This is a genomic window from Stenotrophomonas sp. YJH_SMC_36, assembly GCF_059369935.1.
On record NZ_JCAFTD010000006.1, the window covers coordinates 179,336 to 206,109 of the forward strand.

Here is a 26,774-nt window from a genome sequence, read left to right on the forward strand (position 1 = left end):
ACGTTCATGCCGCCTGGTCCTGGCGGTCCGGCAGGACACGCGGTGGCAGTCCGGCCACCGCCTGGGCGATGGCACGGATGTGGTCGGGGGTGGATCCGCAGCAGCCGCCGACCAGGTTGAGCAGGCCATCGCGGGCGAAACCGCGCAGGGTCGCCGCCATTTCTTCGGGGGTCTCGTCATACTCGCCGAAGGCATTGGGCAGGCCGGCATTGGGATGCGCGCTGACATGGCAGTCGGCAACCTGCGACAGCGTTTCGACATGCGGGCGCATCGCATCGGCACCCAGCGCGCAGTTCAGGCCGATCGACAGGGGCCGCGCGTGTGCCAGCGAGGCGTGGAAGGCTTCGGCGGTCTGGCCGGACAGGGTGCGGCCGGAGGCATCGGTGATCGTGCCGGAGATCATCACCGGCAGGCGCGCACCGCGCGCATCGAAGGCTTCCTCCACCGCATACAGCGCCGCCTTGGCGTTGAGCGTGTCGAAGATGGTTTCGACCATGAGGGTGTCCGCGCCGCCGTCGATCAGGCCATCGATGGCTTCGCGGTAGGTGTCGCGCAGCTCATCGAAACTGGTGTTGCGGAAGCCCGGATCGTTGACGTCGGGACTGATCGATGCGGTGCGGCTGGTGGGGCCAAGCACGCCGATCACGAAGCGCGGCTTGCCGGGCGTGGTGGCTTCAACGGCATCGCAGCAGGCGCGGGCCACGGCGGCGCCGGCCTTGTTCAGTTCGTACACCAGATGCTCGAGGTGGTAGTCGGCCTGGCTGACCGAGGTGGCGTTGAAGGTATTGGTTTCCACCAGGTCCGCGCCGGCTTCCAGGTAGGCGGTGTGGATGTCGGCGATGACCTGCGGCCGGGTGAGCAGCAACAGGTCGTTGTTGCCCTTCAGATCGTGGCCCTGCGGCGCGGCGTGGTCGCAGCCCGGCCCGTGCAGGTGATCGTAGCCATCGGCGAAACGCTCACCGCGGTAGTCGCCTTCCTGCAGGCCATGGCGCTGGATCATCGTGCCCATCGCTCCGTCGATGATCAGGATCCGCTCGCGCAGCGCGCCCAGCAGGGCATTGGCACGTTCGGGGTGCAACCAGGGCAGGACGGGCATGATGATTCCGGACTCAGGGCTTGTTGGCGATCAGCGAGATCACTTCGAAGTGCGGCGGCCGCTTCTCGCGGGTGACCGTCTCCAGGCTGGAAACCTGCAGGCCGGCCTTGTCGACGAACTTCTTCAGTTCCTTGTCGCTGAAACCCAGGTTGACGTGACCATAGGCTTCCACCGCTGCCTTGTGTTCGTGGCGCGCCAGGCTGCACAGCAGCAGGCGGCCGCCCGGGCGCAGCACGCGCGCGGCTTCGGTGACGGCCTGCGCCGGCTTGCTGGCGTAGGTCAGTGCGTGCATCAGCACCACCAGGTCGAAGCTGCGGTCCTTGAAGGGCAGGGCATGCATGTCACCCTCGCGCACTTCCACATTGGGCAGGCGGCGCAGGCGTTCACTGGCAGCGGCCACCACGCGCGCGCTGGTGTCGATGCAGATGTAGCGCTTGGCATGCGGTGCCACCAGTTCGGCCAGCACGCCGTCGCCGGACGCGATATCGAGCACGTCGCCGGTTTCCAGCAGGGGCAGGGCGGTACGCGCCAGCGCCTCCCAGGTGCGGCCCGGAGAATAGTGACGTTCCATGTCGCCGGCCACGCTGTCGGCCCAGTTCTGGTCCGCGGCGCGGCTGGCCAGCACGGCGGCGACCCGTTCAGCGTCCTGTCGCAGCAGTGGATCGTCGCTTCCGTTGCTCAAGGCATGCCACAATGCGCGCTGCGCCGGATCCAGCTGCGCTTCGTCGAAGCGGTAGTAGGCCGACACGCCGGCGCGGCGGTCGCGGACCAGGCCCGCTTCCTTCAGGCGCGCCAGGTGAGTGGACACGCGCGGCTGGGCCAGCCGGGTGATCGCCGAAAGCTCGGCCACGGTCAGCTCTTCCTGCTCCAGCAGCGCCAGCAGGCGCACCCGCGTCGCATCGGCGAACACCTTCAGGCGGGTTGACCAGTCTTCCAGATCCATGAATATCTACCTATCGCGATATAGAGATATATTCGCTGGATCGGCCGCCGTGGTCAAGTCGGTGGCGTATGGAAACTCCCCGGGCCCCGGTACAATCGGCACACCTGGGCGCGCGCTGCGCGGCCATAACCTCATGTACCCGGGAGGGTGTTGTGGATTTCAGCTTTACTGAAGAGCAGTTGATGCTGCAGGACGTGGCGCGGCGCATCGCGCAGGAGAAGATCGCCCCGAGCGCGGAGCACCATGACCGTACCGGCGAGTTCCCGCTGGAGAACATCCGCCTGCTGGGCGAGAACGGCCTGATGGGCATCGAGGTACCGACCGAATACGGCGGTGCCGGCATGGACCCGATCGCGTATGTGCTGGCGATGGTGGAGGTCGCCGCCGGCGACGCGGCCCACTCGACCATCATGTCGGTCAACAATTCGCTGTTCTGCAACGGCATCCTGACCCACGGCAGCGAGGAGCAGAAGCAGAAGTACGTGCGCGCCATCGCGGAGGGCGAGGCCATCGGTGCATTCGCCCTGACCGAGCCGCAGTCCGGTTCGGATGCGACCGCCATGCGTTGCCGCGCGGTCAAGCAGGCCGACGGCACCTACGTCATCAACGGCAAGAAGAGCTGGATCACCTCCGGCCCGGTGGCCCGGTACATCGTGTTGTTCGCGATGAGCGAGCCGGACAAGGGCGCGCGTGGCATCACGGCTTTCCTGGTCGACACCGAAAAGGCCGGCTTCGGCCGTGGCAAGACCGAGCCGAAGCTGGGCATCCGTGCCTCGGCGACCTGCGAGATCGAATTCAACGATTACGTCGCCCAGCCGGACGACGTGCTGGGCCAGGAGGGCGAGGGCTTCAAGATCGCCATGGGCGTGCTCGATGCCGGGCGCATCGGCATCGCATCGCAGGCCGTCGGCATCGCCCGTGCCGCTTATGAAGCGACGCTGGAGTATGTGAAGGAGCGCAAGGCGTTTGGCGCGCCGATCGGTACTTTCCAGATGACCCAGGCCAAGATCGCCGACATGAAGTGCAAGCTGGACGCAGCCCTGCTGCTGACGCTGCGCGCGGCATGGGTGAAGGGCCAGGGCAAGCGTTTCAGCAATGAAGCGGCCATCGCCAAGCTGACGGCGTCGGAAGCGGCGATGTGGATCACCCACCAGGCCGTGCAGATCCATGGTGGCATGGGCTACTCCAAGGAAATGCCGCTGGAGCGCTACTTCCGCGATGCCAAGATCACCGAGATCTACGAGGGCACCTCGGAGATCCAGCGCCTGGTGATCGCCCGCAACGAGACCGGGCTGCGCTGAGTCGAAACGGCTGCGCCGCTGCAACAGCGGCGCAGCCGGTAGATCCATGCCCTGCATGCACGGGCCTGTTGGTCGGGCGATGCCGATCTGTTCCAATGCAGGGCCTTTTTTACAGGTTCTGCAGAGATGATCTATCGAGGTTGGGGAATCCTGACACTGGTGACGCCGATCGCAGCGATCCTGCTGCTGGCTTACCTCTTCCCGCACGATGGCCCCCGGGGCAACATCCCGCTGCCCCAGGTGCTGCTGGGGGCAGGCATTGGTGCAACCGTGAACGTGCTGCTGGGCTTGTGGCTCAACCGTACTCCCCGGCAGAAAGGGGAAACTGCGCCCCACCACTTCTTCTTCGTACCCATGCAATGGGCCGCGCTGGTTCTGCTGGCGGTGTGCGTGGCGGTCGCGCTGCTGCGCTGATCTGCTCTGGCATCCCCCCGCGATAAACAAAAAAGGCCCCGGATCGCTCCGGGGCCTTTTCGTTGCAGCGCAGGGTGGATCAGCGATCCGGACGATGCGCCGCTTCGCCCTCACGCTGGCGGCTGAGGAATTCCTTCGACGGCTCGTCCAGCTTGTCGCCGAGCATGCGCCGCACGACCACGAAGAAGACCGGGATCATCAGCAGGCCGAGCAGGGTGGCGAACAGCATACCGCCGATCACGCCGGTACCGATGGCGTGACGGGAGTTGGCGCCGGCGCCGCTGGAGATCGCCATCGGGATCACGCCCATGATGAACGCGAAGGACGTCATCAGGATCGGGCGGAAGCGCAGGCGTGCCGCCTCGATGGTGGCATCGCGCAGGTTCTTGCCCGCCGCACGCTGCTCCACCGCGAACTCCACGATCAGGATCGCATTCTTCGCCGCCAGGCCGATAACGGTGATGAGGCCGATCTTGAAGAACAGGTCGTTCGGCAGGCCACGCATCATCGACAGGCCGATGGCACCGAGCACGCCCAGTGGCACCACCAGCAGCACCGCTACCGGGATCGACCAGCTTTCATACAGCGCCGCCAGGCACAGGAACACCACCACGATGGACAGCACCAGCAGCAGCGTCGCTGCGTTGCCGGCCAGGATTTCCTGGTAGGACATGCCCGACCAGTCGTAGCCGAAGCCGGCCGGCAGGTCGTTGTTGACGATGCTCTCCATGGTCTGCATCGCCTCACCCGAGCTGGTGCCCGGCGCCTGCGAGCCGACGATGTTGATCGCCGAATAGCCGTTGTAGCGGCTCAGTGACGGCGATGCGGACACCCATTCGGACTTGACCACGGTGCTCAGCGGGATCATCGCGTTGGTGCCGTCGGCGTTGGTGGTCAGGCTGGAGGGGCTGTAGAAGCTCTTCAGCGACTCCTGGCCGGTGCGGTACGGGCCATCGGCCTGCATGGTCACGCGCTTGATGCGGCCTTCGTAGAAGAAGTCGTTGACGTACACCGGCGCCAGCATCAGCTGGATGGTGCTGTACACGTCCGACACCGACATGCCCATCGACTGCGCCTGCACGCGATCCACGTGCAGCTGCAGCTGCGGAGCGTTCTCCAGGCCGTTCGGACGCACGCCAACCAGTGCTTCAGGCTTCTGCGCCGCCTGGCCAAGCAGGATGTTGCGGGCCTGCGTCAGCTGCTCGTAGCCGGCACCACTGCGGTCCTGCAGCCACATGTCGAAGCCACCGAACTGGCCCAGGCCCTGCACTGTCGGCAGGTTGACCACGAAGATCTGCGCTTCCTTGATGCCGTAGAACGCGCCGTTCATGTTCTGGATGAACTCCGGCGCGGTGAACTCGCGTTCTTCCCACGGCTTCAGGCGGATGAAGCCCATGCCCACGTTCTCGCCGGAACCGACGAAGCTGAAGCCGGCCACCTGCAGCATGCCTTCAAAGCCATCCTGCTTTTCCAGAATGCCGCGCATCTGCGCGAACACCTCGTTGGTCTGGCCCTTGGTCGAGCCCGGGGGCAGCTGCACGATCGCCAGCGCATAGCCCTGGTCTTCTTCCGGCAGGAAGCTGCCCGGCATGCGCGTGAACAGGAAGCCGCACAGCGCGGTCAGTACCACGAACAGGATCATCCAGCGCGGGGCATGGCGCACCGCCGAGGTGATGTGGCCTACGTAGGTGTGGCTGATCTTGTCGTAGTACTTGTTGAAGGTGCGGTAGACGATGTTCGGGTTGTCGTTGTGCGTCGGCTTCAGGAAGGTCGCGCACAGCGCCGGGGTGAAGCCCAGCGCCAGGAAGGCCGAGAACGCCATCGAGATGGCGATGGTCAGCGCGAACTGCTTGTAGATTTCGCCGGCGGCACCGCCCTGCAGTGCGGACGGGATGAACACCGCTGCCAGCACGACGGTGATCGCCACCACCGCGCCGGTGATCTGGGTCATCGCCTTCTGCGTGGCCGGCTTCGGCGCCAGGCCTTCCTCGCTCATGATGCGTTCGACGTTCTCGATCACCACGATGGCGTCGTCGACCACGATGCCGATCGCCAGCACCATCGCGAACAGGGTCAGCTGGTTGATCGTGAATCCGATCATCCACATGCCCAGGAAGGTACCCAGCAGAGCGACCGGGATGACCAGGGTCGGGATCAGGGTGGCGCGGAAGTTCTGCAGGAAGATCAGCATCACCAGGAACACCAGCAGCACCGCTTCGAACAGCGTCTTGACCACTTCCTGGATCGAGATCTTGACGAAGGTCGTGCTGTCGTACGGCGAGAACCAGGTCACGCCGGCCGGGAAGCTGGGCTGCAGTTCGTCCATCTTGGCGCGCACCGCATCGGCCACGTTCAGGGCGTTGGCGCCCGGCAGCAGCTGGATGGCGAAGGCGCCGGTCGGCTTGCCGTTGTACTGGGTGTCGAAGCCGTAGTTGTTGGCGCCGAAGGCGACGCGGGCGATGTCCTTGAGCAGCACGCGCGAGCCATCGGCGTTGGCGCGCAGGATGATGTTCTCGAACTCCTGCGGCGAGCTGAAACGTCCTTCAGCCGACACGGTGGCGGTGAAGTGCTGGCCTTCCGGCGACGGGTCCGAGCCCAGTGCACCGGCGGCGAACTGCACGTTCTGCGCGCGCACTGCAGCCAGGACCTGGCTGGCCGAGAGACCATAACCCTGCATCTTCTCCGGGTTCAGCCAGATGTTCATGGCGTACTCGGAACCGAACTGCTGGGTGCTGCCGACGCCGGGAATGCGCGAGACCTGGTCGAGCACGCGCGAACCGACGATGTCGTTCAGCGCGTCACGGTTGATCGCCGCCGTATCCGACTGCAGGGCCACGACCATCAGGAAGCCGGCATTGGCCTTGGCCACCACCACGCCCTGCTGGGTCACCTCCGACGGCAGTCGTGGCGTCGCCAGCGACACCTTGTTCTGCACCTGCACCTGGGCGATGTCCGGATCGGTACCGGTCTCGAAGGTGAGGGTGATCTGCGCACGGCCATTGGACGAGGACGAAGAACTGAAGTACAGCAGGTGATCGATACCGGTCAGCTGCTGCTCGATCACCTGGGTGACCGATTTTTCGGTGGTGTCCGCGCTGGCGCCCGGATAGGTGGCCGAGACGGTCACCTGTGGCGGAGCGATGTTGGGATAGGACTCCACGCCCAGGTTGAGGATCGCGATCACGCCGCTGAGCGAGATCAGGATCGCTACCACCCAGGCGAAGACTGGATGTTCGATGAAAAATTTAGGCATGACGGAAGGTTCCCGTTACTGCTTGTTCGAGTCGGTGGCGGCCGGCGCGGCCTTGTCGGCTGCGTCGGTCTGGGCCGGAGCCTTGTCGGCGGCAGCGGCAGGTGCGGCCGGGCCGGCACCGCCGGCGGCGGGCTTGCCGGCGGCGTCCTGACCCGGGGTCCAGGGCTTGGCGACGGCCGGGCTGCCTTCCTTGACCTTCTGCACGCCGGCCACGATCACCTTGTCGCCGGCGGCCAGGCCATCGCTGACCAGCCAGTTGCCGCCCTGTGCGCCTTCGGTCTTGACGTTCTTGCGCGCCACCTTGCCATCGGCACCGACCACCATCACGTAGCCGCCCGTGGTGTCGCGCAGCAGCGCCTGCTGCGGCACCAGGTAGGCATTGTTGCGCTCGCCGAGGTTGGCCTGGAAGCTGACGAAGGCTCCCGGCAGCAGGATCTGCTGCGGATTGGGCAGCAGCGCACGCAGCGACACCGCGCCGGTGGCCGGGTCGACCGTAGTCGAGGAGAAGTCGAGGGTTCCCGGCTCGCTGTAGGTGCTGCCATCGGCCAGCTTCACGTTGACGGTGGCCTTGCCGTCGCCGGCCAGGGCCAGGGCGCCCTTGGCCTGCTGCGCGCGCAGCTGGGTCAGCTCGTCCACGCTGAGCGAGAAGTTGACGTACAGCGGATCGAGCTGGTCAACGGTGGTCAGCAGGGTCACGTCGCCCTGGCCGACCAGTGCGCCCTCGGTCACCTGCTGCTTGTTGGCCACGCCGCTGATCGGCGCGGTCACTTCGGCGTAGCCCAGATTGATCCGCGAGGAGGTCACCGCCGCTTCGGCCTGCTTGACCGCGGCCAACGCAGTGCGCTCGGCCGATTCGGCGTTGTCCAGGTCGGACTTGGAGACGAACTGCTGCGGTGCCAGCGAGCGGGCACGATCGGCCGCCACCTTGGCGTTGGCGTAGGTGGCGCGCGCCGACGCCAGCTGGGCCTCGGACGCGTTCAGCGAGGCGCGCAGCGGTGCCGGGTCGATCAGGAACAGGGTCTGCCCCTGCTTGACCTGGGAGCCTTCCTGGTAGACGCGCTTGAGCAGCACGCCCGGCACGCGTGCGCGGACATCGGCACTGCGGAACGGCGACAGGCGGCCGACCAGCTCGCGCTGCAGCGGCAGGGTCTGCGGCTTCGCATCGATCACGCCCACCTCCGGCGGCGGGGGTGTCTGCTGTTCCGGTTTCTTGCAGGCAGCCAGCGCGACAGCAACGGCGCACGTCAAGGCAAGGGTGCGGAGTGGGGCGGTCATCAGGAGGAACTCCGGGGTTGGTTTGTAGACGGGGCCGGCGACGGTTGCGGCGCAAACGCGCGCAGGAAGCTGTCGACGGAGAACTCTGCCCAGCGCCGACGCAGGAGCGCGTCATCACGATGGGGGGTATGGAAGCGCTGTTTGTCGAAATCCTGACCGGCGATCATGCTCAGCAGCAGTTCGGCCATGAAGTGCGGGTCGTCATGCCGGAGCAGGCCACGCCTGCAAACGGTTTCAATCCATTCAGAAAGATGAAGTGTCAGCGCGCCAGCACCATGCCGGTACAGCGCCCGGGCCTCTTCGGGGAACTGGGCGGCATCTGCAGCGATCAGCCGGCAGGCCTGGCCGACATGCGGTTGGTTGAAATGCTCCAGGAAGTCGATGGCGAACTGCAACAGGCTGGCACGCAGGTCGTCACTGCGGAGTGCACGCAGCATTGCCCCCGTCGCGTGTCCCACATGCCGCTGCATCACCCGCCGCAGCAGTTCCTGCTTGCTGCCATAGCGCGAGTACAGGGTCTGCTTGGAGCAGCCGGCCTGCTGGGCCACCGCATCCATGCTCATCTGCATGCCCTGCCGGGCCAGCAGTTCGCGCACGGCATCGAACACGCGCTCATCGCGCGCATCGAGGGCAACGGGGAAGTAGGCCGGGTTCACGCGGTGGACTATACCGTCCAGTTCAGGATTGTGGAATCGAAACGACGTTCCCGCGTGTGTCTTCCGGTAACACGCTTTGCCGATCCTGTCGGCAAGGCGGCCGCCCCCCGCTCGCTCCGTACCTGGGCGAACTGAATAGGCGTCTAAACCGCAGCAAACCCGAATCTGCTTATTCCGTCCTGCAGCAAGGCCTTTTCGCGCGGGAGGGCTACAATTTCATTTTCCCAACTGAGCAAGCGCATCGCTCTGCCATGAAACCGCAAAAAACCGCAGCCAAGACCGTGAAAAACAAGACCAAACCAGCTGAGTCGGAGGTCGCAGTGACCGCTGGTTTCTCCCTGGAGCCGGTATACACGGCCTTGCGCAAGCGTTACCCGGCGGCCGCCCAGGCCGAAGCAGTGGCGTTTGCCGCTGACTTCTACAAGCGCATGGAGGCGGACGAGTTCCCGCACCACAGCGCTGAAGAGTGGGCCGCGCTCGCGGCCGAGACGCTGGAGTTCGCCCGTGCCCGCAAGGCTGGCAAGGCCAACGTGCGCGTGTTCAATCCGACGGTGAAGGCGAACGGTTGGGAATCGCCGCACACCGTGCTGCAGATCATCAACGACGACATGCCGTTCCTGGTCGACACCGTGACCATGTCACTGGCCGAACAGGGCGTGGGCGTGCACGTGCTCGGCCACCCGGTGCTGCGCTTCACCCGCGACAAGGCCGGCAAGCTGGTCAAGGTCGGCGAGGGCGAGGCCGAATCGGTGATGCTGCTGGAGATCGACCGCCAGCCGGCCGATGCCATGGCCGCCATCGAGCAGGCCATCGGCAAGGCGCTGGACGAAGTGCGGGCGATCGTGCGCGATTGGCAGCCGATGAAGGACAAGGCACTGGCACTGGCCGACGATCTGGGCAGCCGTGCGCTGCCGGTCGACGATGCCTCGCGCAGGGAAGCGCAGGAGTTCCTGCGCTGGGCCGCCGACAACCACTTCACCTTCTTCGGCTACCGCGAGTACCGCGTCGAGAAGCAGGGCAAGGAAGACGTGCTGGCGCCGCTGAACGAGACCGGCCTGGGCCTGATGCGCGGCAAGGACAAGTCCGCCGCACGCCCGGTCAAGACGCTCGCCGCCCAGGGCCTCAACGCCACGTCGGGGTTGAAGGACGCGCTGATCCTGACCAAGACCAATGCGCGCTCCCGCGTGCACCGCGCCGGCTACATGGACTACATCGGCGTGCTGGAATTCGACGCCAAGGGCAGGATCATCGGCGAGCAGCGCTTCCTCGGCCTGTTCACTTCCAGTGCCTACAACCGCCGCCCGTGGGAAATCCCGCTGGTGCGCCAGCGCCACGAATACGTGATGAAGCAGTCCGGCCTGGCCGCGTCCAGCCACAGCGGCAAGGCACTGCGCCACATCCTGGAAACCCTGCCGCGCGAAGAACTGTTCCAGTCCAGCGAGGACGAACTGTTCCGCACCGCGATGGGCGTGCTGGGCCTGCAGGAGCGCGTGCGCAGCCGCCTGTTCCTGCGCCGTGACAAGTACAGCCGCTTCATCTCCGCGCTGGTCTACCTGCCGCGCGAGCGCTTCAACACCGACGTGCGCCTGCGCATCGAAGCGATGCTGAAGGAAGCGCTGCATGGCGAGTACGTCGACAGCTCGGTGGTGCTGGGTGAATCGCCGCTGGCGCAGGTGCATCTGATCGTGCGCCCGAAGCCCGGCGAGATGCTTGACGTGGATACCGCCGAACTGGAGCGCAAGCTCGCCCAGGTGCTGCGCAACTGGCAGGACGACCTGCGTGAAGCGCTGGTGGCCCGTCATGGCGAAAGCGAAGGCCTGCGCATCGCGGCCCGCATCGGCAAGGCACTGCCGGCCGGCTACATCGAAGACAACAGCACCGCAGTTGCCGCCAACGACGTCAGCCAGCTCGACGCGCTGACCGGTCCGGACGATCTGCGCCTGAGCCTGCAGGCGGTGCCGCGCGAAAGCGGCGATGGCCTGCGCCTGAAGTTGTACCGCCAGCTGGACGACATTCCGCTGTCCGACGCGCTGCCGATGATGGAGAACATGGGCCTGCGCGTGATCGCCGAGCGCCCGTACCGCCTGTCCGTCGACAACGCTCCGGTATACGTGCAGGACTTCGAGGTCGAATCGACGGCCGGTGCGATCGATGCCGCCAGCGTCGACGAAGCATTCGGCGAAACCTTTGCCCGCGTCTGGCACGGTGATGCCGAGAACGATGGCTTCAACCGCCTGGTGCTGGCCGCCGGCCTGCACTGGCGCCAGGTCGCCATGCTGCGCGGCTACTGCAAGTATCTGCTGCAGACCGGCGTGCCGTTCTCGCAGGCGTACGTGGAAGGCACGTTCGCCCGCTATCCGCTGCTGGCGCGCCTGCTGGTCGAACTGTTCGAAGCGCGCTTCGATCCGGCCACCGGCCACGAGAGCAAGGACGACATCGCGGCCGGCCAGGCCCAGTTGAAGGCCCACTTCGATGTGCTGGCCGCCGGCGACGAGGCCACCCTGAAGGTGCTCAAGACCGTGGTCGATGCCCGCAAGGGTGACCGCGACGCGCAGATGCAGGCCGCGCGCGATGCGCTGCTGAAGCTGATGGACCGCGTGTCGAGCCTGGACGAAGACCGCATCCTGCGTTCGTTCATGGGCGTGATCGATGCCACCCTGCGTACCAGCTACTACCAGACCGACGCCAATGGCCAGCACGGCCATGTGATCAGCTTCAAGTTCGACTCGGCGCTGGTGCCGGACCTGCCTAAGCCGCGTCCGTACCGCGAGATCTTCGTCTACGGTCCGCGCGTGGAAGGTACCCACCTGCGCTTCGGCGCGGTGGCCCGTGGCGGCCTGCGCTGGTCGGACCGTCGCGAAGACTTCCGTACCGAAGTGCTGGGTCTGGTCAAGGCGCAGATGGTCAAGAACACCGTCATCGTGCCGGTCGGTGCGAAGGGCGGCTTCTTCGCCAAGACCCCGCCGGTGAACGGCGACCGCGACGCGATCTTCGCCAACGGCGTGGCCTGCTACAAGCTGTTCATCCAGGGCCTGCTGGACATCACCGACAACATCGTCAACAACAAAATCGTGCCGCCGGTGGATGTCGTGCGGCACGACATGGACGATCCGTACCTGGTGGTGGCCGCCGACAAGGGCACGGCGACCTTCTCCGATATCGCCAACGGCCTGGCCATCGCGCACGGCTTCTGGATGGGCGATGCGTTCGCCTCCGGTGGTTCGGTGGGGTACGACCACAAGGGCATGGGCATCACCGCGCGCGGTGCATGGGAGTCGGTCAAGCGCCACTTCCGTGCGCTTGGCCGTGACAGCCAGAGCCAGGACTTCACCGCGGTCGGCGTCGGCGACATGTCCGGCGATGTGTTCGGCAACGGCATGCTGCTGTCGCGCCACATCCGTCTCGTCGCGGCATTCGACCACCGCCATATCTTCCTTGACCCGAACCCGGACGCGGCGACCTCGTTCGTCGAGCGCGAGCGCATGTTCACCGTGCCGCGTTCAAGCTGGGCAGACTACGACGCCAAGCTGATCAGCAAGGGCGGCGGCGTGTACCCGCGCAGCCTGAAGTCGATCGAGATCACCCCGCAGGTGCATGAAGCGCTGGGCCTGGACGAGAACGTCAAGGCGCTGTCGCCGAACGACCTGATGAGCGCGATCCTGAAGGCACCGGTGGACCTGCTGTGGAACGGCGGCATCGGCACCTACGTGAAGGCCGCCAGCGAGCAGCACAGCGATGTCGGCGACCGTGCCAACAACGCACTGCGCGTGAACGGTGGCGAGCTGCGCTGCAAGGTGGTGGGCGAGGGCGGCAACCTCGGCATGACCCAGCTGGGCCGTATCGAGGCCGCGCAGGCCGGCGTGCTGCTCAACACGGACTTCATCGACAACTCGGCCGGCGTGGATACGTCGGACCATGAAGTCAACATCAAGATCCTGCTCAATGATGTGGTGCGGGCGAAGAAGCTGACGGTCGACCAGCGCAACAAGCTGCTGGCCTCGATGACCGATGAAGTCGCCGACCTGGTGCTCAACGACAACTATCGCCAGAACCAGGCGCTGAGCCTCATGGAGCGGATGGCGGTCAAGCGCCTGGGTTCCAAGCAGCACTTCATCCGCACCCTGGAACAGCAGGGGCTGCTGGATCGGCAGATCGAGTTCCTGCCATCCGATGCCGAGCTGTCTCAGCGCAAGGCGCGCGGCCAGGGCCTGACCCGTCCGGAGCTGTCGGTGCTGCTGTCCTACTCCAAGCTGGTGGCGTTCAACCAGCTGCTGGAGTCGGATATTCCGGAAGATCCGTACCTCTCCAAGGAGCTGCTGCGCTACTTCCCCACGCCGCTGCAGAAGAAGTACGCCGATGCGATGGAGCGTCACCGCCTGAAGCGCGAGATCATCGCCACGGCGGTGACCAACCAGACCATCAACCGCATGGGCGCAACGTTCCTGATGCGCATGCAGGAAGACACCGGCCGCTCCATCGCCGAGGTCGCCAAGGCCTACACCATCAGCCGCGAGACGCTGGATGCGCGCGCGCTGTGGGCGCAGATCGACGCCCTCGACGGCAAGGTGCCGGAGTCGGTGCAGATCGACGCGCTGGAGGTGATCTGGAAGCTGCAGCGTTCGTTCGTGCGCTGGCTGCTGTCGCGTCCGGGTGCGATGCCGGGCATCACTGAAGCGGTCAACCGCTATCAGGGCCCGTTCAACGACATCCGTGTCGCGTCGGGTGTGCTGCCGGACTCGCAGCGTCCGACCTACGAGGCGCTGGTGGCCGAGTGGAAGGAGAAGGGTCTGCCGTCCGCGCTGGCACAGCAGCTGTCCGAGCTGCACTTCCTGGAACCGGCGTTCGACATCATCGAACTGGCCCGTACCCGCAAGCTGAAGCCGGTGGACGTGTCCAAGGTGCACTTCCGCTTGGGCGATGCCCTGCAGCTGCCGTGGCTGTTCGAGCAGGTCGATGCACTGGAAGTCAACGGCCGTTGGCATGCGGTGGCACGCGGCGTGCTGCGCGACGAGCTGGCTGCCAACCATCGCAACCTGGCCGGTCAGGTGCTCGCCACCAAGGGCGGCAGTGCCGAGGCCAAGGTGGCTGCATGGATGGGCCGCGATGACAACAGCCTGCGCTTCACCCTGGCAATGCTGGCCGAACTGGCCGAGCAGAAGACCCTGGACTACCCGACCGTCTCGGTCGCGGTCCAGCGCCTGGGCCAGCTGGCCGCACACGGTGCGTGACTGATGTAGTGCCGGGCCACGCCCGGCCTGCGTGAAACGGAGCGGCCCCGCGAAAGCGGGGCCGTTCTGTTTCTGGCCATTGGCGATTCGCCGGGCATGGCCCGGCGCTACCGGGGGCGCGGAACTGGGTAGCGCCGGGCCATGCCCGGCGAGCGTAGCGGCGCTCGGTTATGCTCTCCCTCACGCCTTCCCCCCGGATCCACCGATGAGCGACACCCCCCGCATCGCTTTCCTGGCAAGCACCACCGAAGCTGCGCAGATGGCCCGCGCGGCCATGGTCGCGCGCTTTGGCGACCATGCCCCCGAGCAGGCCGACGTGCTCTGCCCGCTGGGCGGTGATGGCTTCATGCTGCAGACGCTGCATCGTCATGGCCACCTGGGAAAACCGGTGTTCGGCATGAAGCTGGGCACCGTAGGTTTCCTGATGAACCAGTACCGGGGCGACGACGACGTCAATGCACGCATCGCCCGCGCGGAACCGGCCAACCTGCGTCCGCTGGAGATGGTGGCGCTGACCGAATCGGGCACCAGCACCGGTTCGCTGGCGTACAACGACGTGTCCCTGCTGCGGCAGACCCGCCAGGCTGCGCACATCGGCATCGACCTCAATGGACAGGAGCGGGTGGCCGAACTGATCGGCGACGGCGTGCTGGTTGCCACGCCCGCAGGCAGCACCGCCTACAACTATTCGGCCCACGGACCCGTGCTGCCCTTGGGCTCGCACACCATCGCGCTGACGCCATTGGCACCGTATCGCCCGCGACGCTGGCGTGGTGCCATTCTCAAGGCGGATACGGAGGTGCGCTTCCGCGTGCTGGACCCCTACAAGCGACCGGTCAGCGTGACCGCCGATTCGCACGAGACGCGCGACGTGGTCGAGGTGACCATCCGCGAGTCGCGCGACCGCCGGGTGACATTGCTGTTCGACCCGGAACACAATCTGGAAGACCGGATCCTGAGCGAACAGTTCGTTTTTTGAGGACAATAGGTTGCCGGTCGCGTCGACCGCCAGAAGGACCCCACCGATGGGTGACAACTCCCCCCGTTTGCTGACCGTCGCGGTGACCTCGCGTGCCCTGTTCGATCTCGAGGAAAGCCACGCGCTGTTCGAGACCGATGGCGTGGCGGCCTATGCGGAGTACCAGCGCCAGCACGAGGACGACATCCTCGGTCCCGGCGTGGCCTTCCCGGTGGTGCGCAAACTGTTGGCGCTGAACCAGGGCGCCAGCCCGGAGAACCCGCGCGTCGAGGTGATCCTGCTGTCGCGCAATTCGGCCGATACCGGCCTGCGCATCTTCAATTCGATCCAGCACTACGGCCTGGGCATCATCCGTGCCACCTTCACCGCCGGTGAGCCGACCTGGCCCTACGTGAAACCGTTCGGCACCGATCTGTTCCTGTCGGCCAATCCGGAGTCGGTCCGCAGTGCGCTGCGCCACGGAATCGCCGCTGCGACGATCCTGCCCAAGCCACCCGGCGAGACCGCTGCGGCCGCCGCGGACCAGATCGACACCGGCCGACCGTCCGGCCAGCTGCGCATTGCCTTTGACGGTGATGCGGTGATCTTCGGTGATGAAAGCGAGCGCATCTCGCGTGAACAGGGGGTCGAGGCATTCGGCCGCCACGAGCGCGAACGTGCGCGCGAACCGCTCAGCGGTGGCCCGTTCCGCGGCTTCCTGTCCGCGCTGCACACGCTGCAGGAGGTGTTCCCGGCCGGTGACAGTGCGCCGATCCGCACGGCGCTGGTCACCGCCCGTTCTGCGCCCGCGCACGAGCGGGTGATCCGCACGCTGCGCGAATGGGGCGTGCGCCTGGACGAGGCGCTGTTCCTGGGCGGCCGCCACAAGGGGCCGTTCCTGCAGGCCTTCGGTGCCGACATCTTCTTCGATGATTCGCAGCACAACATCGACAGTGCCCGCGAACACGTTGCCGCGGGCCATGTGCCGCACGGTGTCGCCAACGAGGGATGACGCGGTAGCGCCGGGCCACGCCCGGCGTTCTGCATCATGGGATGCCGGCCATTCCCAACTGCAGGTCAACCACTTTCCAGCGCAGCCCCTGCGGTTCCAGCACGACCTTCAACGGTGGTTGGCCCGGGCCGCGATCAACGTCGACGACGAAGCGGTCGAACGCTTCGAAACGGTGGCGGGCGTTCTTCAAAGGCCGTGCCGGTTCGGTCGCCGCGAAGGCATCTCCGCCCTGCAGCTCGTTGCGCCCACGCTTCCACAGCACATGGCCCTGCAGCATCGCACCGATGCCGGTCGGGGTCATCAGGGTGTCCACCGCTGCGCCCCCAAGCTGGTCGCCCAGGCCGTAGAGCAGGGCGCCGAACGGACTGCTGGCCACATCGGGGCCGGCCTGGCGCACGAGGTAATCATTGAGTTGCGCACGCAGGCTGACGCGCACGCGCGGAAAGTCGACGTAGCGTTCCAGTGCGGCGGTATCGCGCTGTTCGATGGCCTTGGACAGACCGTGTATGGCCAGGTAGGGGCCGCCGAACCACACGCCGGCCAGGGCAATCACCAACAGGACCACGATCGCAGTGAGCTTCTTCATGCCGCCAGACTGCCGCAAGTGCGGCCGGGCGGGGTGAAGACTCAATGACTGGGCGAACCGCTGCCGTCGCCATAGGCCGCGACCAGGCGTTGCCGGTCGGCGGGGCGCAGTGCTTCGGGTCGCGTGGCCAGCACCTCCTCCAGACTGCCGACGCGGGTAGTGCCCAGGATGCCGGCGGCCACGCCGGGGTGGCCCAGAACGTAGGCAAACGCAGTCTGGGCCGGACGCTGGCTGTCGATCGCCGCAATGGCCCGGCGCATCGCACGTGCGCTGCGCATCAGACGGCGGCTGCTGGGCTTGAGCCACGCGCGCGCCAGGTACCAGGCATCGGCCAATCTCGGCCGGCGAGGCTGGCTGGGCAGCAGGTGGCCCTGTGCGAGCACGGTGCCTGCCAGTACGCCGATTCCGGCCGCATGCAGCTGGTCGATCAGCGGCGCACGATCCTGCTGCAGCGCGTTGTAGTCCAGCAGGACCACGTCGAATGCCTGTGGATGCGCAAGCATCCAGTGCAGCGTCGAGGCTGAGTGGGTGTTGATGCCGGTGGCGCGGATCAGGCCACGTTCGCGCAGGCGCTGCAGCGCATCGAGCAGATCGTCGTTGATGTCGTGCGCGGTGGCGCCATGCAGCTGGTAGATGTCCAGGTAATCCAGGCCAAGGTTGCGCAGCGAGGCTTCGCAGCTGGCGGTGATGGCCGCAGGCGAGAAATCGCGCTGTTCTGCGCCACTGATGCCGGCCTGTCCGGTCAGTGTGCCGCCCTTGCTGGAGATGACCAGTGACTCACGCGGGTAGCGGGCCAGCAGCGGCCGCAGGATGCGGCCCAGGCGCGGTTCGGCATGGAAGCCGGAGTAGTTGTGGCCGGTGTCGAACAGGTTCACGCCCTGGGCCAGCGCGTGCTCGACGATCGCTGCGGCGGCATGCTCGGCAAAGCGGCGATGGCCCCAGAAGCCCGAGCAGCCCAGCCCGACCGGCGATACGGACAGGCCGGTGCGGCCGAGCGGGCGGCGTTGCCGGGCCAGTGGCATCAGAACTCCAGATCCAGTGCTGCGCACAGATAGTCGACGAAGGGGCCGAGCGCGGCCAGGTCCTTGCCGAGCGTGGACAGCAGGCGCGGCCCGGTCATCGTCTCATCGTCCAGCGAGCGCCACATCACCCAGTTGCGATGCTTGAGATCGTCGATGAACTCGAAATCGGCGGGGAAGCCACGCGGCGGCCTGACCAGCTTCTCGCTCTGCTCGAAATCGAAACGCCGGCGCAGGGCGGGTGCATGCGCTGCGGCCTTCCAGCTGCCGGGGTTGTCCAGGATGAAATGGCGCACGCGGCGCTGGGTGTCCGGTTCGGGGTGCCACAGGCCGGCACCGACGAAGCTCTCGCCCGGCTGCAGATGCACGTAGAACGACGGAGCGGCCACTTCGCGGCGGCGTTCATGGAACAGGCGTGCGCCCTGCCAGGTCTTGTACGGCGATTTGTCGTTTGAAAAGCGCGCATCGCGATGGATGCGGAACAGCGAACCACCGACGCCACGGGTATCGGCACGGAAATGCGCGCTGACCTCGGCCAGCGCGGGCTGCAGGTCGCCCAGCAGGCGCAGGAACGGCTGCCGTACATGGTCTTCGTACTGCTGGCGATGGTCGTTGAACCAGGCCTTTTCATTGTGCCGCGCAAGGCTGCGCAGGAACCTGAAACTGGCGTCGCTGAAATAGGTGCTCACAAGCTCTCCTGCAGATGCTGGCCCCAGTCGCGCAGCGATTGCAGCAGGGCCAGGCGGCGATCGTCGTCCGGCGCCTCGGCGGCCAGTGCATCGAGCTGCTGCTGGTACTGGGGCAGGTTGAGTTCGCCCAGGCGGCCGTCACCGAGCAGGCGTTGGCGGCGGTAGTCCTGCCAGCGCTGGCGCTCGGCCGGTGCCAGGGTGTCGGGATGGTTGCGGGCGCGATAGCGGAACAGCAGTTCGGGCAGGCGCGGATCGCGGAAGCGGCCTTCCAGCGCAGCCAGCTCTGCGGGCGGCGTGGTCCGCGCCAGGGCCAGCAGTGGCTTGTCGCCATTGCCGAGGAAGCCGTCGTACAGCGAAGCATCGACGTCGGCCACGACGGCGTCCCGTGGTTGGTTGTACACCTGCCGTGCCTTCTCGGCCAGTTGCGGCGCGAATGCACGCAGCCGCTCGACCTTGGCTTCGATGGCGGCGACATCCAGGCCCAGGCGGGCGTGATCGTCGGGCCGCAGGTGGTTCCAGGCGACCAGTGCCGGGACCTTGTTCAGATGTACTTCCTTCAGCGGCACCCGGGCGACGCCTTCGGGCAGTTCGCTGGCGCGCAGGTAGAGCCGCTCGGCGATCGTTTCGGCTGGCAGCTGCAGCAGGTCGTCGATGTCACCTTCCAGATCGAACACGATCACCCGGTTGTTGATCGTCGGGTGCACCGCCAGCGGTAGCACCGGAGCCGCGCACAGCCGGCTGGCCGGGTATCGCATGGAAATGTGCAGCACCGGCTTCAGCGCGCCCACGTCCAGCAGGCTGCCGACGAAACGCTTGTCGCGCAGTTTCAATGCGTACTCCCACAACCGCGGCTGCGACTGCTTGAACAGGCGGGCCATGCCGATCGTGGCGCGCACGTCCGACAGCGCCTCGTGCGCATCGCCATCGCGCACATTGTTGGCTTCGGCCAGGTGCTCGAGCTTGAACGACGTGGCGCCGTCCTCCCGCAGCGGCCAGTGAATGCCTTCGGGACGCAGGGCGCGCATCAGCCGCAGCATGTCCAGCAGGTCCCAGCGCGAGTTGCCGTTGCGCCACTCGCGCTCGTAGGGGTCATGGAAGTTGCGGAACAGACCGTAGCGGATGAATTCGTCGTCGAAGCGCAGGGTGTTGTAGCCCAGGGCACAGGTACCCGGGCGCGACAGCTGTTCGTTGATGCGGTCGAACGCTTCGGCTTCGCTGATGCCTTCAGCCAGTGCCCGCTGCGGCGTGATGCCGGTGACCAGGGTGGCCATCGGCGAGGGCAGCAGATCGTCGGCGGGGCGCACGAAGAAACTCACCGGCGTGTCGATCTCGTTCAGATCGGCATCGGTGCGGATCGCCGCGAACTGCGAGATGCGCGTTCGCCGTGGGTCCTGGCCGAAGGTTTCCAGGTCGTAGAACAGGAAGCTGTCAGCCATCAGTGTGCGCCCTCCAGAACCGGCAGCCGGGCATGGATCTGTGCCTCCAGAGCTGCCCAGTCGATGTTCTCCAGCGACGTATGGCCGATCGTGGCGGCCACCAGCATGTCGCGCTGGATGTCGGTCCGGCGCAGTGCCTCGGCGTAGGGCGTGTGCAGGAACGTGACCATGGTGTAGTGCGGTACGAAGCGGGTCGGCCAGCGATGCTGAAGCGCCTGCTCCAGCTCGCGCTGCAGCAGGAAGGCCGGGTCGGCGACGCGATCACGCATCTCCAGGTAGTTCTCCAGGGCCATCTGCTGGATTGCATGCGCGTTCGGCTTGCGTTCTTTCTCGAAGGCGGCGAACGCGCTCTGCAGGTCGTCGGCTTCCATCAGGTGGCGGGCCAGTGCCACGCAGTCCTCGAACGCGCAGTTCATGCCCTGCCCGTGGAAGGGCACCATCGCATGCGCGGCATCGCCGATCAGCACGGCCTGGCCCTGCTGGTGCCAGCGCTCCAGCGTCAGCGTGCCGAGCAGGCCGGGCGGATGCTGCTCCCAGTCCGTGCGCAGGTCGGGGATCAGCGGCAACGCATCGGCGAACTCGCGCGCGAACAGGGCTTCGGCCTGGGCGCCGGTATTGACGGTGGCGAAGCTGGGCTCGCCCTGGTTGGGCAGGAACAGGGTGACCGTGAACGTGCCTTCGTGATTGGGCAGGGCGATGCACATGAAGTGGCCCCGTGGCCAGATGTGCAATGCGTTGCGTTCGATGCGGAAGCCGCCATCACGGTCCGGTGGAATCTCCAGTTCCTTGTAGGAGTGATCGAGGAAGGCGATGTCCTCGCCCAGCGGCGCTCGCCGGTTCATCGCCGCGCGCAGCGCCGAGCCGGCGCCGTCAGCGCCGATCAGGCTGTCGAAGTGGATATCGTGCGGGCTGTCGTCGCGATCGTCGATGAAGCGCGCATGGCCGGCATCGAAATCGACGGTATGCAGCCGGCGGTGGAAATGTACGGTGGCACCTGCCTGCTCGGCCAGTGTCAGCAGCGTGGTGTTCAGGTCCCTGCGATGGATCGACCAGATCACTTCGCTGTCGTCGCGGCCATAGCGCTGCAGCTGCGCGGCGCCTTCGCGCGGATGCACCATGCGTCCACGCATCATCACCGCGCGGGCCATCACCTCGTCCTCCACGCCGGCCTGCCGCAGCGCGTTGCGCCCGCGCTCGGCCAGCGCCAGGTTGATCGAGCGGCCGCTTTCGTAGTCGGCCACGCGTGGGTCGCCACGGCGTTCGTACAGGGTGATCCGCCAGCCCTGCCGCGACAGCAGGATGGCGAGCAGGGATCCGGCCAGGCCGGCACCAATGATGCTCAACGAGCGGGAGGCATGTGCGATCAACGAACTGTCCAGCAGGAGGGGAGGTGCCGGCTCAGAGGCCGGCCCAGGCTTCCACTTCCTCGACGAAATGGTGGACGTCCAGGTAGCGGTTGTAGAGCGGGGTGGGGGAGATGCGGATCACGTCCGGCTCGCGCCAGTCACCGAGCACGCCGACCGAGCGCAGGTGCTCGAACAGGGCGCGGCCACGCTCGCGGCCGGCGATCACCCGCAGCGAGAGCTGGCAGCCGCGCCGGTCCGGCTCGGCCGGGGTGACGATGTCGAGCACGTTGGCCAGGCGCGCGCGCACCAGGGCTTCGAGCATGCCGGTCAGTGCCAGCGACTTGCTGCGCAGGGCGTCCATGCCGGCCCGTTCGAACAGGTCCAGTGAAGCGCGCAGCGGCGCCAGGCCGAGGATCGGCGGATTGCTCAGCTGCCAGCCTTCCGCGCCGGTGGCGGGCGTGAACTGCGGGGACATCTGGAAGCGGGTGGCTTCGTCATGGCCCCACCAGCCGGCGAAGCGTGGCAGGGTGCTGTCACGGTGGTGACGCTCGTGCACGAACGCCCCGGCGACGGCCCCCGGGCCGCTGTTGAGGTACTTGTAATGGCACCACACGGCAAAGTCCGGCGCCACATCGTGCAGGCGCAGGGGCAGGTTGCCGACCGAATGCGCCAGGTCGAAGCCGATGCGCGCGCCCTGCAGGCGTGCGGCGCGGGTGATCGCATCGAGGTCGAAGGCCTGGCCGGTGCGGTACTGCACGCCTGGCCACAGCACCAGAGCCAGGCGAGGGCCATGCGTGGCGATCGCGCGTTCGATCGCGGTCATCGAGATCGTGCCGCTGGCTTCGTCCGGCTGCACCTCCACCAGGCAGTCGGCCGGGTCGAAGCCATGGAAACGGATCTGCGCTTCCACCGCGTGACGGTCCGTCGGGAAGGCGCCGGCTTCCATCAGGATCACCGGTCGTTCCCGGGTTGGCCGGTAGAAGCTGACCATCATCAGGTGCAGGTTCACGCTCAGCGTGTTCATCGCCACCACTTCGCTGGGCAGCGCACCGACCACCCGCGCCAGCTGCGTGCTGACCAGGCGGTGGTAGGACAGCCATTGGGTGGGGCCGGTGAAGTGGCCTTCCACTGCCAGTTCAGCCCATTGCTTCATCACTTCCTGCACCGCCGCCTGTGCGCCGCGCGGCTGCAGTCCCAGCGAGTTGCCCACGAAGTAGGTCTGCTCGCCGCCGCCGTGGCGCGGAATCAGGAATTCACTGCGCAGCGGCCGCAACGGATCCGCGGCGTCGAGAGCGATGGCATGGGTGCGGTTCAGCAGGTCGGACATGGTCGGGCAACAGGCTGCAACGGGGCTGCCAGTGTAGCGCCTGGGGCCTGCGTGATGCCGCGCAGTACGCTCGCCGGGCATGGCCCGGCGCTACCCGGAGATCACGCGCATCGGCCATGCCGGGCCATGCCCGGCGGGGGCATCAGCAATCGCAACACCGGTAGCGCCGGGCCATGCCCGGCGGATGCATCAGCAATCGCCATGCCCGGCGATCGATCAGTCCGCCGCCGGTGCCGGCAACGGGTCGATGTGGCCGCATTTGCCGCAGGTACGCAGTTCCAGGCTGGCGTGGTAACGCGCGAAGACCTTGGGCAGGTCGGTTTCGATGTTCTGCAGCGCGAAGAACTCCTCATGCAGCTTGTGGTTGCAGCGCTCGCAATGCCAGATCACACCGTCCATCTCGTGCGGCAGCCGCCTGCGCTCCACGACCAGCCCGACGCCGCCCGGTGGCCGGCGCGGCGAGTGCGGCACCTTCGCCGGCAGCAGGAAGATCTCGCCGGCACGGATCGGGATGTCGCGGACCGCGCCATTCTCCTGGACCTTCAGCACCATCTCGCCTTCGAGCTGGTAGAACCACTCGGGCCCTTCGTCGTAGTGATAATCGGTCCGCGAGTTCGGCCCGCCGACCACCATGACGATGAAGTCGCCGTTGTCGATCATCTTGTTGCCCACCGGCGGTTTCAGCAGGTGACGATGTTCTTCGATCCAGGCGTGCAGGTTGATCGGTGAGGCGAGCATGGTCGGGCTCCGTGGGGGATCAGTCGCGCTTGCCCTTGCGGGGGACATAGGAAAGCGCTTTCTCGTAAGCCGGCTGCAGATCTTCCGGCGAGCCGACATCGATGCCCATTTCGCGCACGCGGCCATCCTTCAAGCTGTAGACCCAGCCATGCACCATCAGCTTCTGGCCGCGTGCCCAGGCGTCCTGCACGATGGTCGAGCGGCACAGGTTGGCGACCTGCTCGATGACATTCAGCTCGCACAGGCGGGCATGACGCAGCTCGTCGGTCTCCAGCGCATCGATGATCGCCGCGTGCTTCTGCATCACGTCGCCGACGTGGCGCAGCCAGTTGTCCGCCAGGCCGACGCGGGTGTTGTGCAGGCAGGCATGCACGCCGCCGCAACCGTAGTGGCCCACGATGAGGATGTGCTTCACCTTCAGCTGGTCCACCGCGTACTGCACCACGCTCAGGCAGTTCAGGTCGGTGTGGGCGACCACGTTGGCGACGTTGCGATGCACGAACACTTCGCCCGGTGCCATGCCGATGATCTGGTTGGCCGGCACGCGCGAATCGGAGCAGCCGATCCACAGGTATTCCGGGTGCTGCTGCTTGGCCAGCTGATGGAAGAACTCGGGATCTTCCTTCTCGATGCGGTCGGCCCAGTCGCGGTTGTTCTGCAGCAGCTTGTGGATGTCTTTCATGTTCGGGTCCCTGACCTCGGTGGGGGCAAGTCGCGGCTGTCCGGCCGCGTCGTCGCGGGAGTCGGTGCGTTCAGCCGCTGCTGGCGGCCTCATCGCGGAACCAGCGCATCCACTGCGCCAGTTCGGTGGAAGGTGGGGCGTGCAGGCGATCCAACGCGTCGATCACCGCCTGCTGGTTGGCATCGGGATGGTTCTGGCTGAGCTTCAGTTTCAGCTGTACCTGTTCGACGTGGAAGTGGAACCCGACGATGGCGCGCAGCTCCGGGCCGTGCTCGGGACGATCAGCCTCGAACCGCCACTGCTGGCCGACGCTGGCTTCAAAGCGGTCGCTGATGTCGCCGACCAGCTGGGCCAGCGCATCGGTGCCGTCGAACGGCTGCAGCTGTCCGCGCAGCTCGGCAGCGGCATAGTTCCAGGTCGGAACGCGTGCCGCCGGTTCCTTGTCCGGATACCAGCTGGCCGAGACGTAGCCATGGGGGCCATCGACCAGCACCTTGGCGGTGCCTTCGCGACGCGACTGCGGGTTGGCCCGCGCCCAGTGGCCGCGCAGTTCGATGCGCTGGCCATCACGCCGGTACAGCACCGGCACGCGGGTCAGCTCGGGCAGGCCGTCGTCACCGGTGGTGAGCACGGTGACGAACGGATCGCGCGCCAGCAGGCGGTCCAGCCAGATCAGATCGGTCTCGGCGAAGGCGCGCGGAGTGAACATCGGCCTGGGCTCAGGCGCGCCCGCCCAGCGATTGCACCATGCGCCCACGCAGGCCCTCGTCGCTGTCGGCGTGCGGTGGCTGCACCTCATGCAGGCTGAAGCCGCGCACCAGCGCATCTTCTTCGTCCAGGCCGTCGAATTCGACGAAATCGGCGTCGAACAGCTGCGCGCGGGCAGTGTCCTCGCTGTCGTAGCTGAGGGTGTTGCCATCACTGTCGAGCACTTCGGCCGTGCCGGCCGGGCGCACGCGCAGGCGGGCCCAGATCAGGGTGTTGCCGAGGCTGGCCAGCCACCAGCTGTCGTGCGGGGCGGAGAGATCGTTCATGTAGGCGTTACCAGAGCGAAGCCAGCCAGAGCAGGGCGGCCATGCCCAGTCCGGCCAGCAGGGTCAGCAGCGAAACCCAGGCCGGCGTGGCCAAACCGGACAGCGAGCGATCCGGCTGCTGCCGGTAGTCGCGGCGCAGCAGCCAGGCCAGGGCATCGGGCTTGAGGAAGGCGCCGCTGCCGAAGCGCTGTGCCAGCGCCGGATGGCGGTCACGCACGTGCACCAGGGTCAGCGGCCAGAAGATCACGAAGGCACTGAACCCGGCCACTGCGACGCCGACAAAGCAGAGGGCGAAGAACAGGGTCATGCGGGCAGTACCTCCGTGGTCGGTGGTGGGGCTTAGAAGTCCGCGCTGCCGGGAGCGCGCGGGTAAGGAATCGCATCGCGGATGTTGGACAGGCCGCAGACGTACACCACCAGGCGCTCGAAGCCCAGACCGAAGCCGGCGTGCGGCACCGAGCCGTAGCGACGGAAATCGCGGTACCAGCTGTAATGCTCACGGTCCAGGCCGAACTGGGCCATGCGCGCGTCCAGCACGTCCAGGCGCTCTTCGCGCTGGCTGCCACCGATGATCTCGCCGATGCCCGGCGCCAGCACGTCCATCGCGGCGACGGTCCTGCCGTCGTCGTTCAGGCGCATGTAGAACGCCTTGATGTGCTCGGGGTAGTTGGTCACCACCACCGGGCGGCCGACGTGTTCCTCGGTCAGCCAGCGCTCGTGTTCGGTCTGCAGGTCCAGGCCCCATTCGACCGGGAAGTCGAACTTCCGGCCAGACTTCTGCAGCAGGCTGACCGCATCGGTGTAGTCGATGCGCTCGAACGGCGCGTTGATGAAGTCTTCCAGTTTGGTGATCGCGTTCTTGTCCACGCGCTCGGCGATGAAGGCCAGATCATCGCTGCGCTCGTTCAGCACCGCGCGGAACAGGTACTTGAGGAACTCCTCGGCCAGGCGCGCATCTTCGGCCAGGTCGGCGAAGGCGATCTCCGGCTCGATCATCCAGAACTCCGCCAGATGGCGGGTGGTGTGGCTGTTCTCGGCGCGGAAGGTCGGGCCGAAGGTATACACCTTGCTCAGGGCCAGGCAGTAGGCCTCGACGTTCAGCTGGCCGGACACGGTCAGGAACGTCTCCTTGCCGAAGAAGTCGCGGCTGAAATCGATCGCGCCCTTCTCATCGCGCGGCAGGTTCACCATGTCCAGCGTGGACACGCGGAACATCTGGCCGGCGCCTTCGGCGTCGGAGGTGGTGATGATCGGGGTGCTGATCCAGTTGAAACCGTTCTCGTAGAAGAAGCGGTGCACGGCCTGGGCCAGGCAGTTGCGGATGCGGGTGACCGCGCCGAACAGGTTGGTGCGCGGGCGCAGGTGCGCCACTTCACGCAGGAACTCCGGCGTCATCGGCTTGGGCTGGATCGGGTAGGTGAGCGGGTCTTCGACCCAGCCGACCACTTCGACCGCACTGGCCTGGATCTCGAACGACTGGCCCTTGCCCTGCGATTTCACCAGGATGCCGGTGGCCACCAGCGAGCAGCCGGTGGTGAGACGCTTGATCTCGTCGAAGTTGACCAGGGTGTCGTTGGCTACGACCTGGATCGGGGCGAAGCAGGAGCCGTCGGTCACATTCACGAAGGCCAGATTCGCTGAACCGCGCACCGTGCGCACCCATCCGCGTACCGTGACTTCGCCGCCTTCCGGGATCTTCCCGGCAAGCGCATGTTCAACGCTGACCACCGTCATGACTTGAATCCTCTGCTGATCGACTCGATCTGTGAACACGGGAGTTT

22 protein-coding genes are annotated in these 26,774 nt (G+C 66.5%); 5 read left to right on the top strand and 17 right to left on the bottom strand.

Translation table 11 applies throughout. The annotated features are described in order from the left end of the window. Window positions 1-4 precede the first annotated feature (4 nt). Window positions 5-1,096, bottom strand: coding sequence for a homocysteine S-methyltransferase family protein (locus AC5P76_RS12995; protein WP_065176054.1), 1,092 nt, complete (start codon window positions 1,094-1,096; stop codon window positions 5-7). A 13-nt stretch (window positions 1,097-1,109) separates the two neighbouring features. Continuing rightward, the gene (locus AC5P76_RS13000; RefSeq protein ID WP_053515410.1) at window positions 1,110-2,039 is read right to left on the bottom strand and encodes an ArsR/SmtB family transcription factor; all 930 of its coding nucleotides are present in this window, start codon (window positions 2,037-2,039) and stop codon (window positions 1,110-1,112) included. Window positions 2,040-2,191: 152 nt separating this feature from the next. Between AC5P76_RS13000 and AC5P76_RS13005 the strand changes: the two genes are divergently transcribed. Together AC5P76_RS13005 and AC5P76_RS13010 are read left to right on the top strand one after the other, a co-directional pair. Beyond that, window positions 2,192-3,340 (top strand): acyl-CoA dehydrogenase family protein, encoded by a 1,149-nt coding sequence (locus AC5P76_RS13005; protein ID WP_461288463.1) that lies wholly within the window; start codon window positions 2,192-2,194, stop codon window positions 3,338-3,340. Between the two features lie 126 nt (window positions 3,341-3,466). Further along, the gene (locus AC5P76_RS13010; protein ID WP_053515414.1) at window positions 3,467-3,754 is read left to right on the top strand and encodes a hypothetical protein; all 288 of its coding nucleotides are present in this window, start codon (window positions 3,467-3,469) and stop codon (window positions 3,752-3,754) included. Window positions 3,755-3,833: 79 nt separating this feature from the next. Here the strand turns inward: AC5P76_RS13010 and AC5P76_RS13015 are convergent, their stop codons facing one another. Genes AC5P76_RS13015 through AC5P76_RS13025 form a run of 3 tightly spaced genes read right to left on the bottom strand, consistent with a single transcriptional unit; the run spans window position 3,834 to window position 8,938 of the window. Beyond that, complete coding sequence (locus AC5P76_RS13015) at window positions 3,834-7,007, bottom strand: multidrug efflux RND transporter permease subunit (protein ID WP_053515416.1); 3,174 nt, start codon at window positions 7,005-7,007, stop codon at window positions 3,834-3,836. A 15-nt stretch (window positions 7,008-7,022) separates the two neighbouring features. Continuing rightward, window positions 7,023-8,282 (bottom strand): efflux RND transporter periplasmic adaptor subunit, encoded by a 1,260-nt coding sequence (locus tag AC5P76_RS13020; RefSeq protein WP_053515418.1) that lies wholly within the window; start codon window positions 8,280-8,282, stop codon window positions 7,023-7,025. Further along, a complete protein-coding gene (locus tag AC5P76_RS13025; protein WP_053515419.1) occupies window positions 8,282-8,938 on the bottom strand; it encodes a TetR/AcrR family transcriptional regulator in 657 nt (218 codons plus the stop codon). The genes AC5P76_RS13020 and AC5P76_RS13025 overlap by 1 nt, the downstream gene beginning before the upstream one ends. Window positions 8,939-9,189: 251 nt before the next feature. Here AC5P76_RS13025 and AC5P76_RS13030 point away from each other — a divergent pair, with 251 nt between their 5' ends. The 3 genes from AC5P76_RS13030 (at window position 9,190) to AC5P76_RS13040 (ending at window position 16,136) form a co-directional block, all read left to right on the top strand. After that, complete coding sequence (locus AC5P76_RS13030; protein WP_495222767.1) at window positions 9,190-14,166, top strand: NAD-glutamate dehydrogenase; 4,977 nt, start codon at window positions 9,190-9,192, stop codon at window positions 14,164-14,166. A gap of 205 nt (window positions 14,167-14,371) precedes the next feature. Next, window positions 14,372-15,145 (top strand): NAD kinase, encoded by a 774-nt coding sequence (locus AC5P76_RS13035; protein ID WP_053515423.1) that lies wholly within the window; start codon window positions 14,372-14,374, stop codon window positions 15,143-15,145. A 46-nt stretch (window positions 15,146-15,191) separates the two neighbouring features. Further along, window positions 15,192-16,136, top strand: coding sequence for a 5'-nucleotidase (locus tag AC5P76_RS13040; protein ID WP_053515425.1), 945 nt, complete (start codon window positions 15,192-15,194; stop codon window positions 16,134-16,136). Between the two features lie 34 nt (window positions 16,137-16,170). Here AC5P76_RS13040 and AC5P76_RS13045 read toward each other — a convergent pair whose 3' ends face one another. The 12 genes from AC5P76_RS13045 to asnS form a co-directional block, all read right to left on the bottom strand. After that, window positions 16,171-16,722, bottom strand: coding sequence for a DUF2939 domain-containing protein (locus AC5P76_RS13045; RefSeq protein ID WP_346480610.1), 552 nt, complete (start codon window positions 16,720-16,722; stop codon window positions 16,171-16,173). A gap of 41 nt (window positions 16,723-16,763) precedes the next feature. Then, window positions 16,764-17,744, bottom strand: a complete 981-nt coding sequence (locus tag AC5P76_RS13050; RefSeq protein WP_053515428.1) for an aldo/keto reductase — start codon at window positions 17,742-17,744, stop codon at window positions 16,764-16,766. Beyond that, window positions 17,744-18,430 (bottom strand): DUF2461 domain-containing protein, encoded by a 687-nt coding sequence (locus tag AC5P76_RS13055; protein ID WP_053515430.1) that lies wholly within the window; start codon window positions 18,428-18,430, stop codon window positions 17,744-17,746. Before AC5P76_RS13055 ends, AC5P76_RS13050 begins: the two co-directional genes overlap by 1 nt. Next, window positions 18,427-19,866, bottom strand: coding sequence for an exodeoxyribonuclease I (sbcB, locus tag AC5P76_RS13060; protein ID WP_065176050.1), 1,440 nt, complete (start codon window positions 19,864-19,866; stop codon window positions 18,427-18,429). The genes AC5P76_RS13055 and sbcB overlap by 4 nt, the downstream gene beginning before the upstream one ends. Next, window positions 19,866-21,233 carry an FAD-dependent oxidoreductase gene (locus AC5P76_RS13065; RefSeq protein ID WP_065176049.1) on the bottom strand — a complete coding sequence of 456 codons (1,368 nt, stop codon included), beginning with the start codon at window positions 21,231-21,233 and terminating at the stop codon, window positions 19,866-19,868. Before AC5P76_RS13065 ends, sbcB begins: the two co-directional genes overlap by 1 nt. 31 nt (window positions 21,234-21,264) lie before the next feature. Then, a complete protein-coding gene (kynU, locus tag AC5P76_RS13070) occupies window positions 21,265-22,539 on the bottom strand; it encodes a kynureninase (RefSeq protein WP_053515435.1) in 1,275 nt (424 codons plus the stop codon). 216 nt (window positions 22,540-22,755) lie between these two features. Continuing rightward, entirely contained in the window at window positions 22,756-23,277 is a 522-nt protein-coding gene (locus tag AC5P76_RS13075; protein WP_053515437.1) for a 3-hydroxyanthranilate 3,4-dioxygenase, read from the bottom strand. Window positions 23,278-23,296: 19 nt separating this feature from the next. Continuing rightward, window positions 23,297-23,959: a carbonate dehydratase gene (gene can, locus AC5P76_RS13080; RefSeq protein ID WP_053515439.1), complete on the bottom strand. Its 663-nt coding sequence runs from the start codon at window positions 23,957-23,959 to the stop codon at window positions 23,297-23,299. A 70-nt stretch (window positions 23,960-24,029) separates the two neighbouring features. After that, window positions 24,030-24,668, bottom strand: a complete 639-nt coding sequence (locus AC5P76_RS13085) for an FMN-binding negative transcriptional regulator (RefSeq protein ID WP_053515441.1) — start codon at window positions 24,666-24,668, stop codon at window positions 24,030-24,032. 10 nt (window positions 24,669-24,678) lie between these two features. Next, a complete protein-coding gene (locus AC5P76_RS13090) occupies window positions 24,679-24,993 on the bottom strand; it encodes a hypothetical protein (protein WP_053515443.1) in 315 nt (104 codons plus the stop codon). 7 nt (window positions 24,994-25,000) lie between these two features. Continuing rightward, a complete protein-coding gene (locus AC5P76_RS13095) occupies window positions 25,001-25,300 on the bottom strand; it encodes a hypothetical protein (protein ID WP_053515445.1) in 300 nt (99 codons plus the stop codon). 32 nt (window positions 25,301-25,332) lie between these two features. Further along, complete coding sequence (asnS, locus tag AC5P76_RS13100) at window positions 25,333-26,727, bottom strand: asparagine--tRNA ligase (protein ID WP_346480609.1); 1,395 nt, start codon at window positions 26,725-26,727, stop codon at window positions 25,333-25,335. Window positions 26,728-26,774 lie beyond the last annotated feature (47 nt).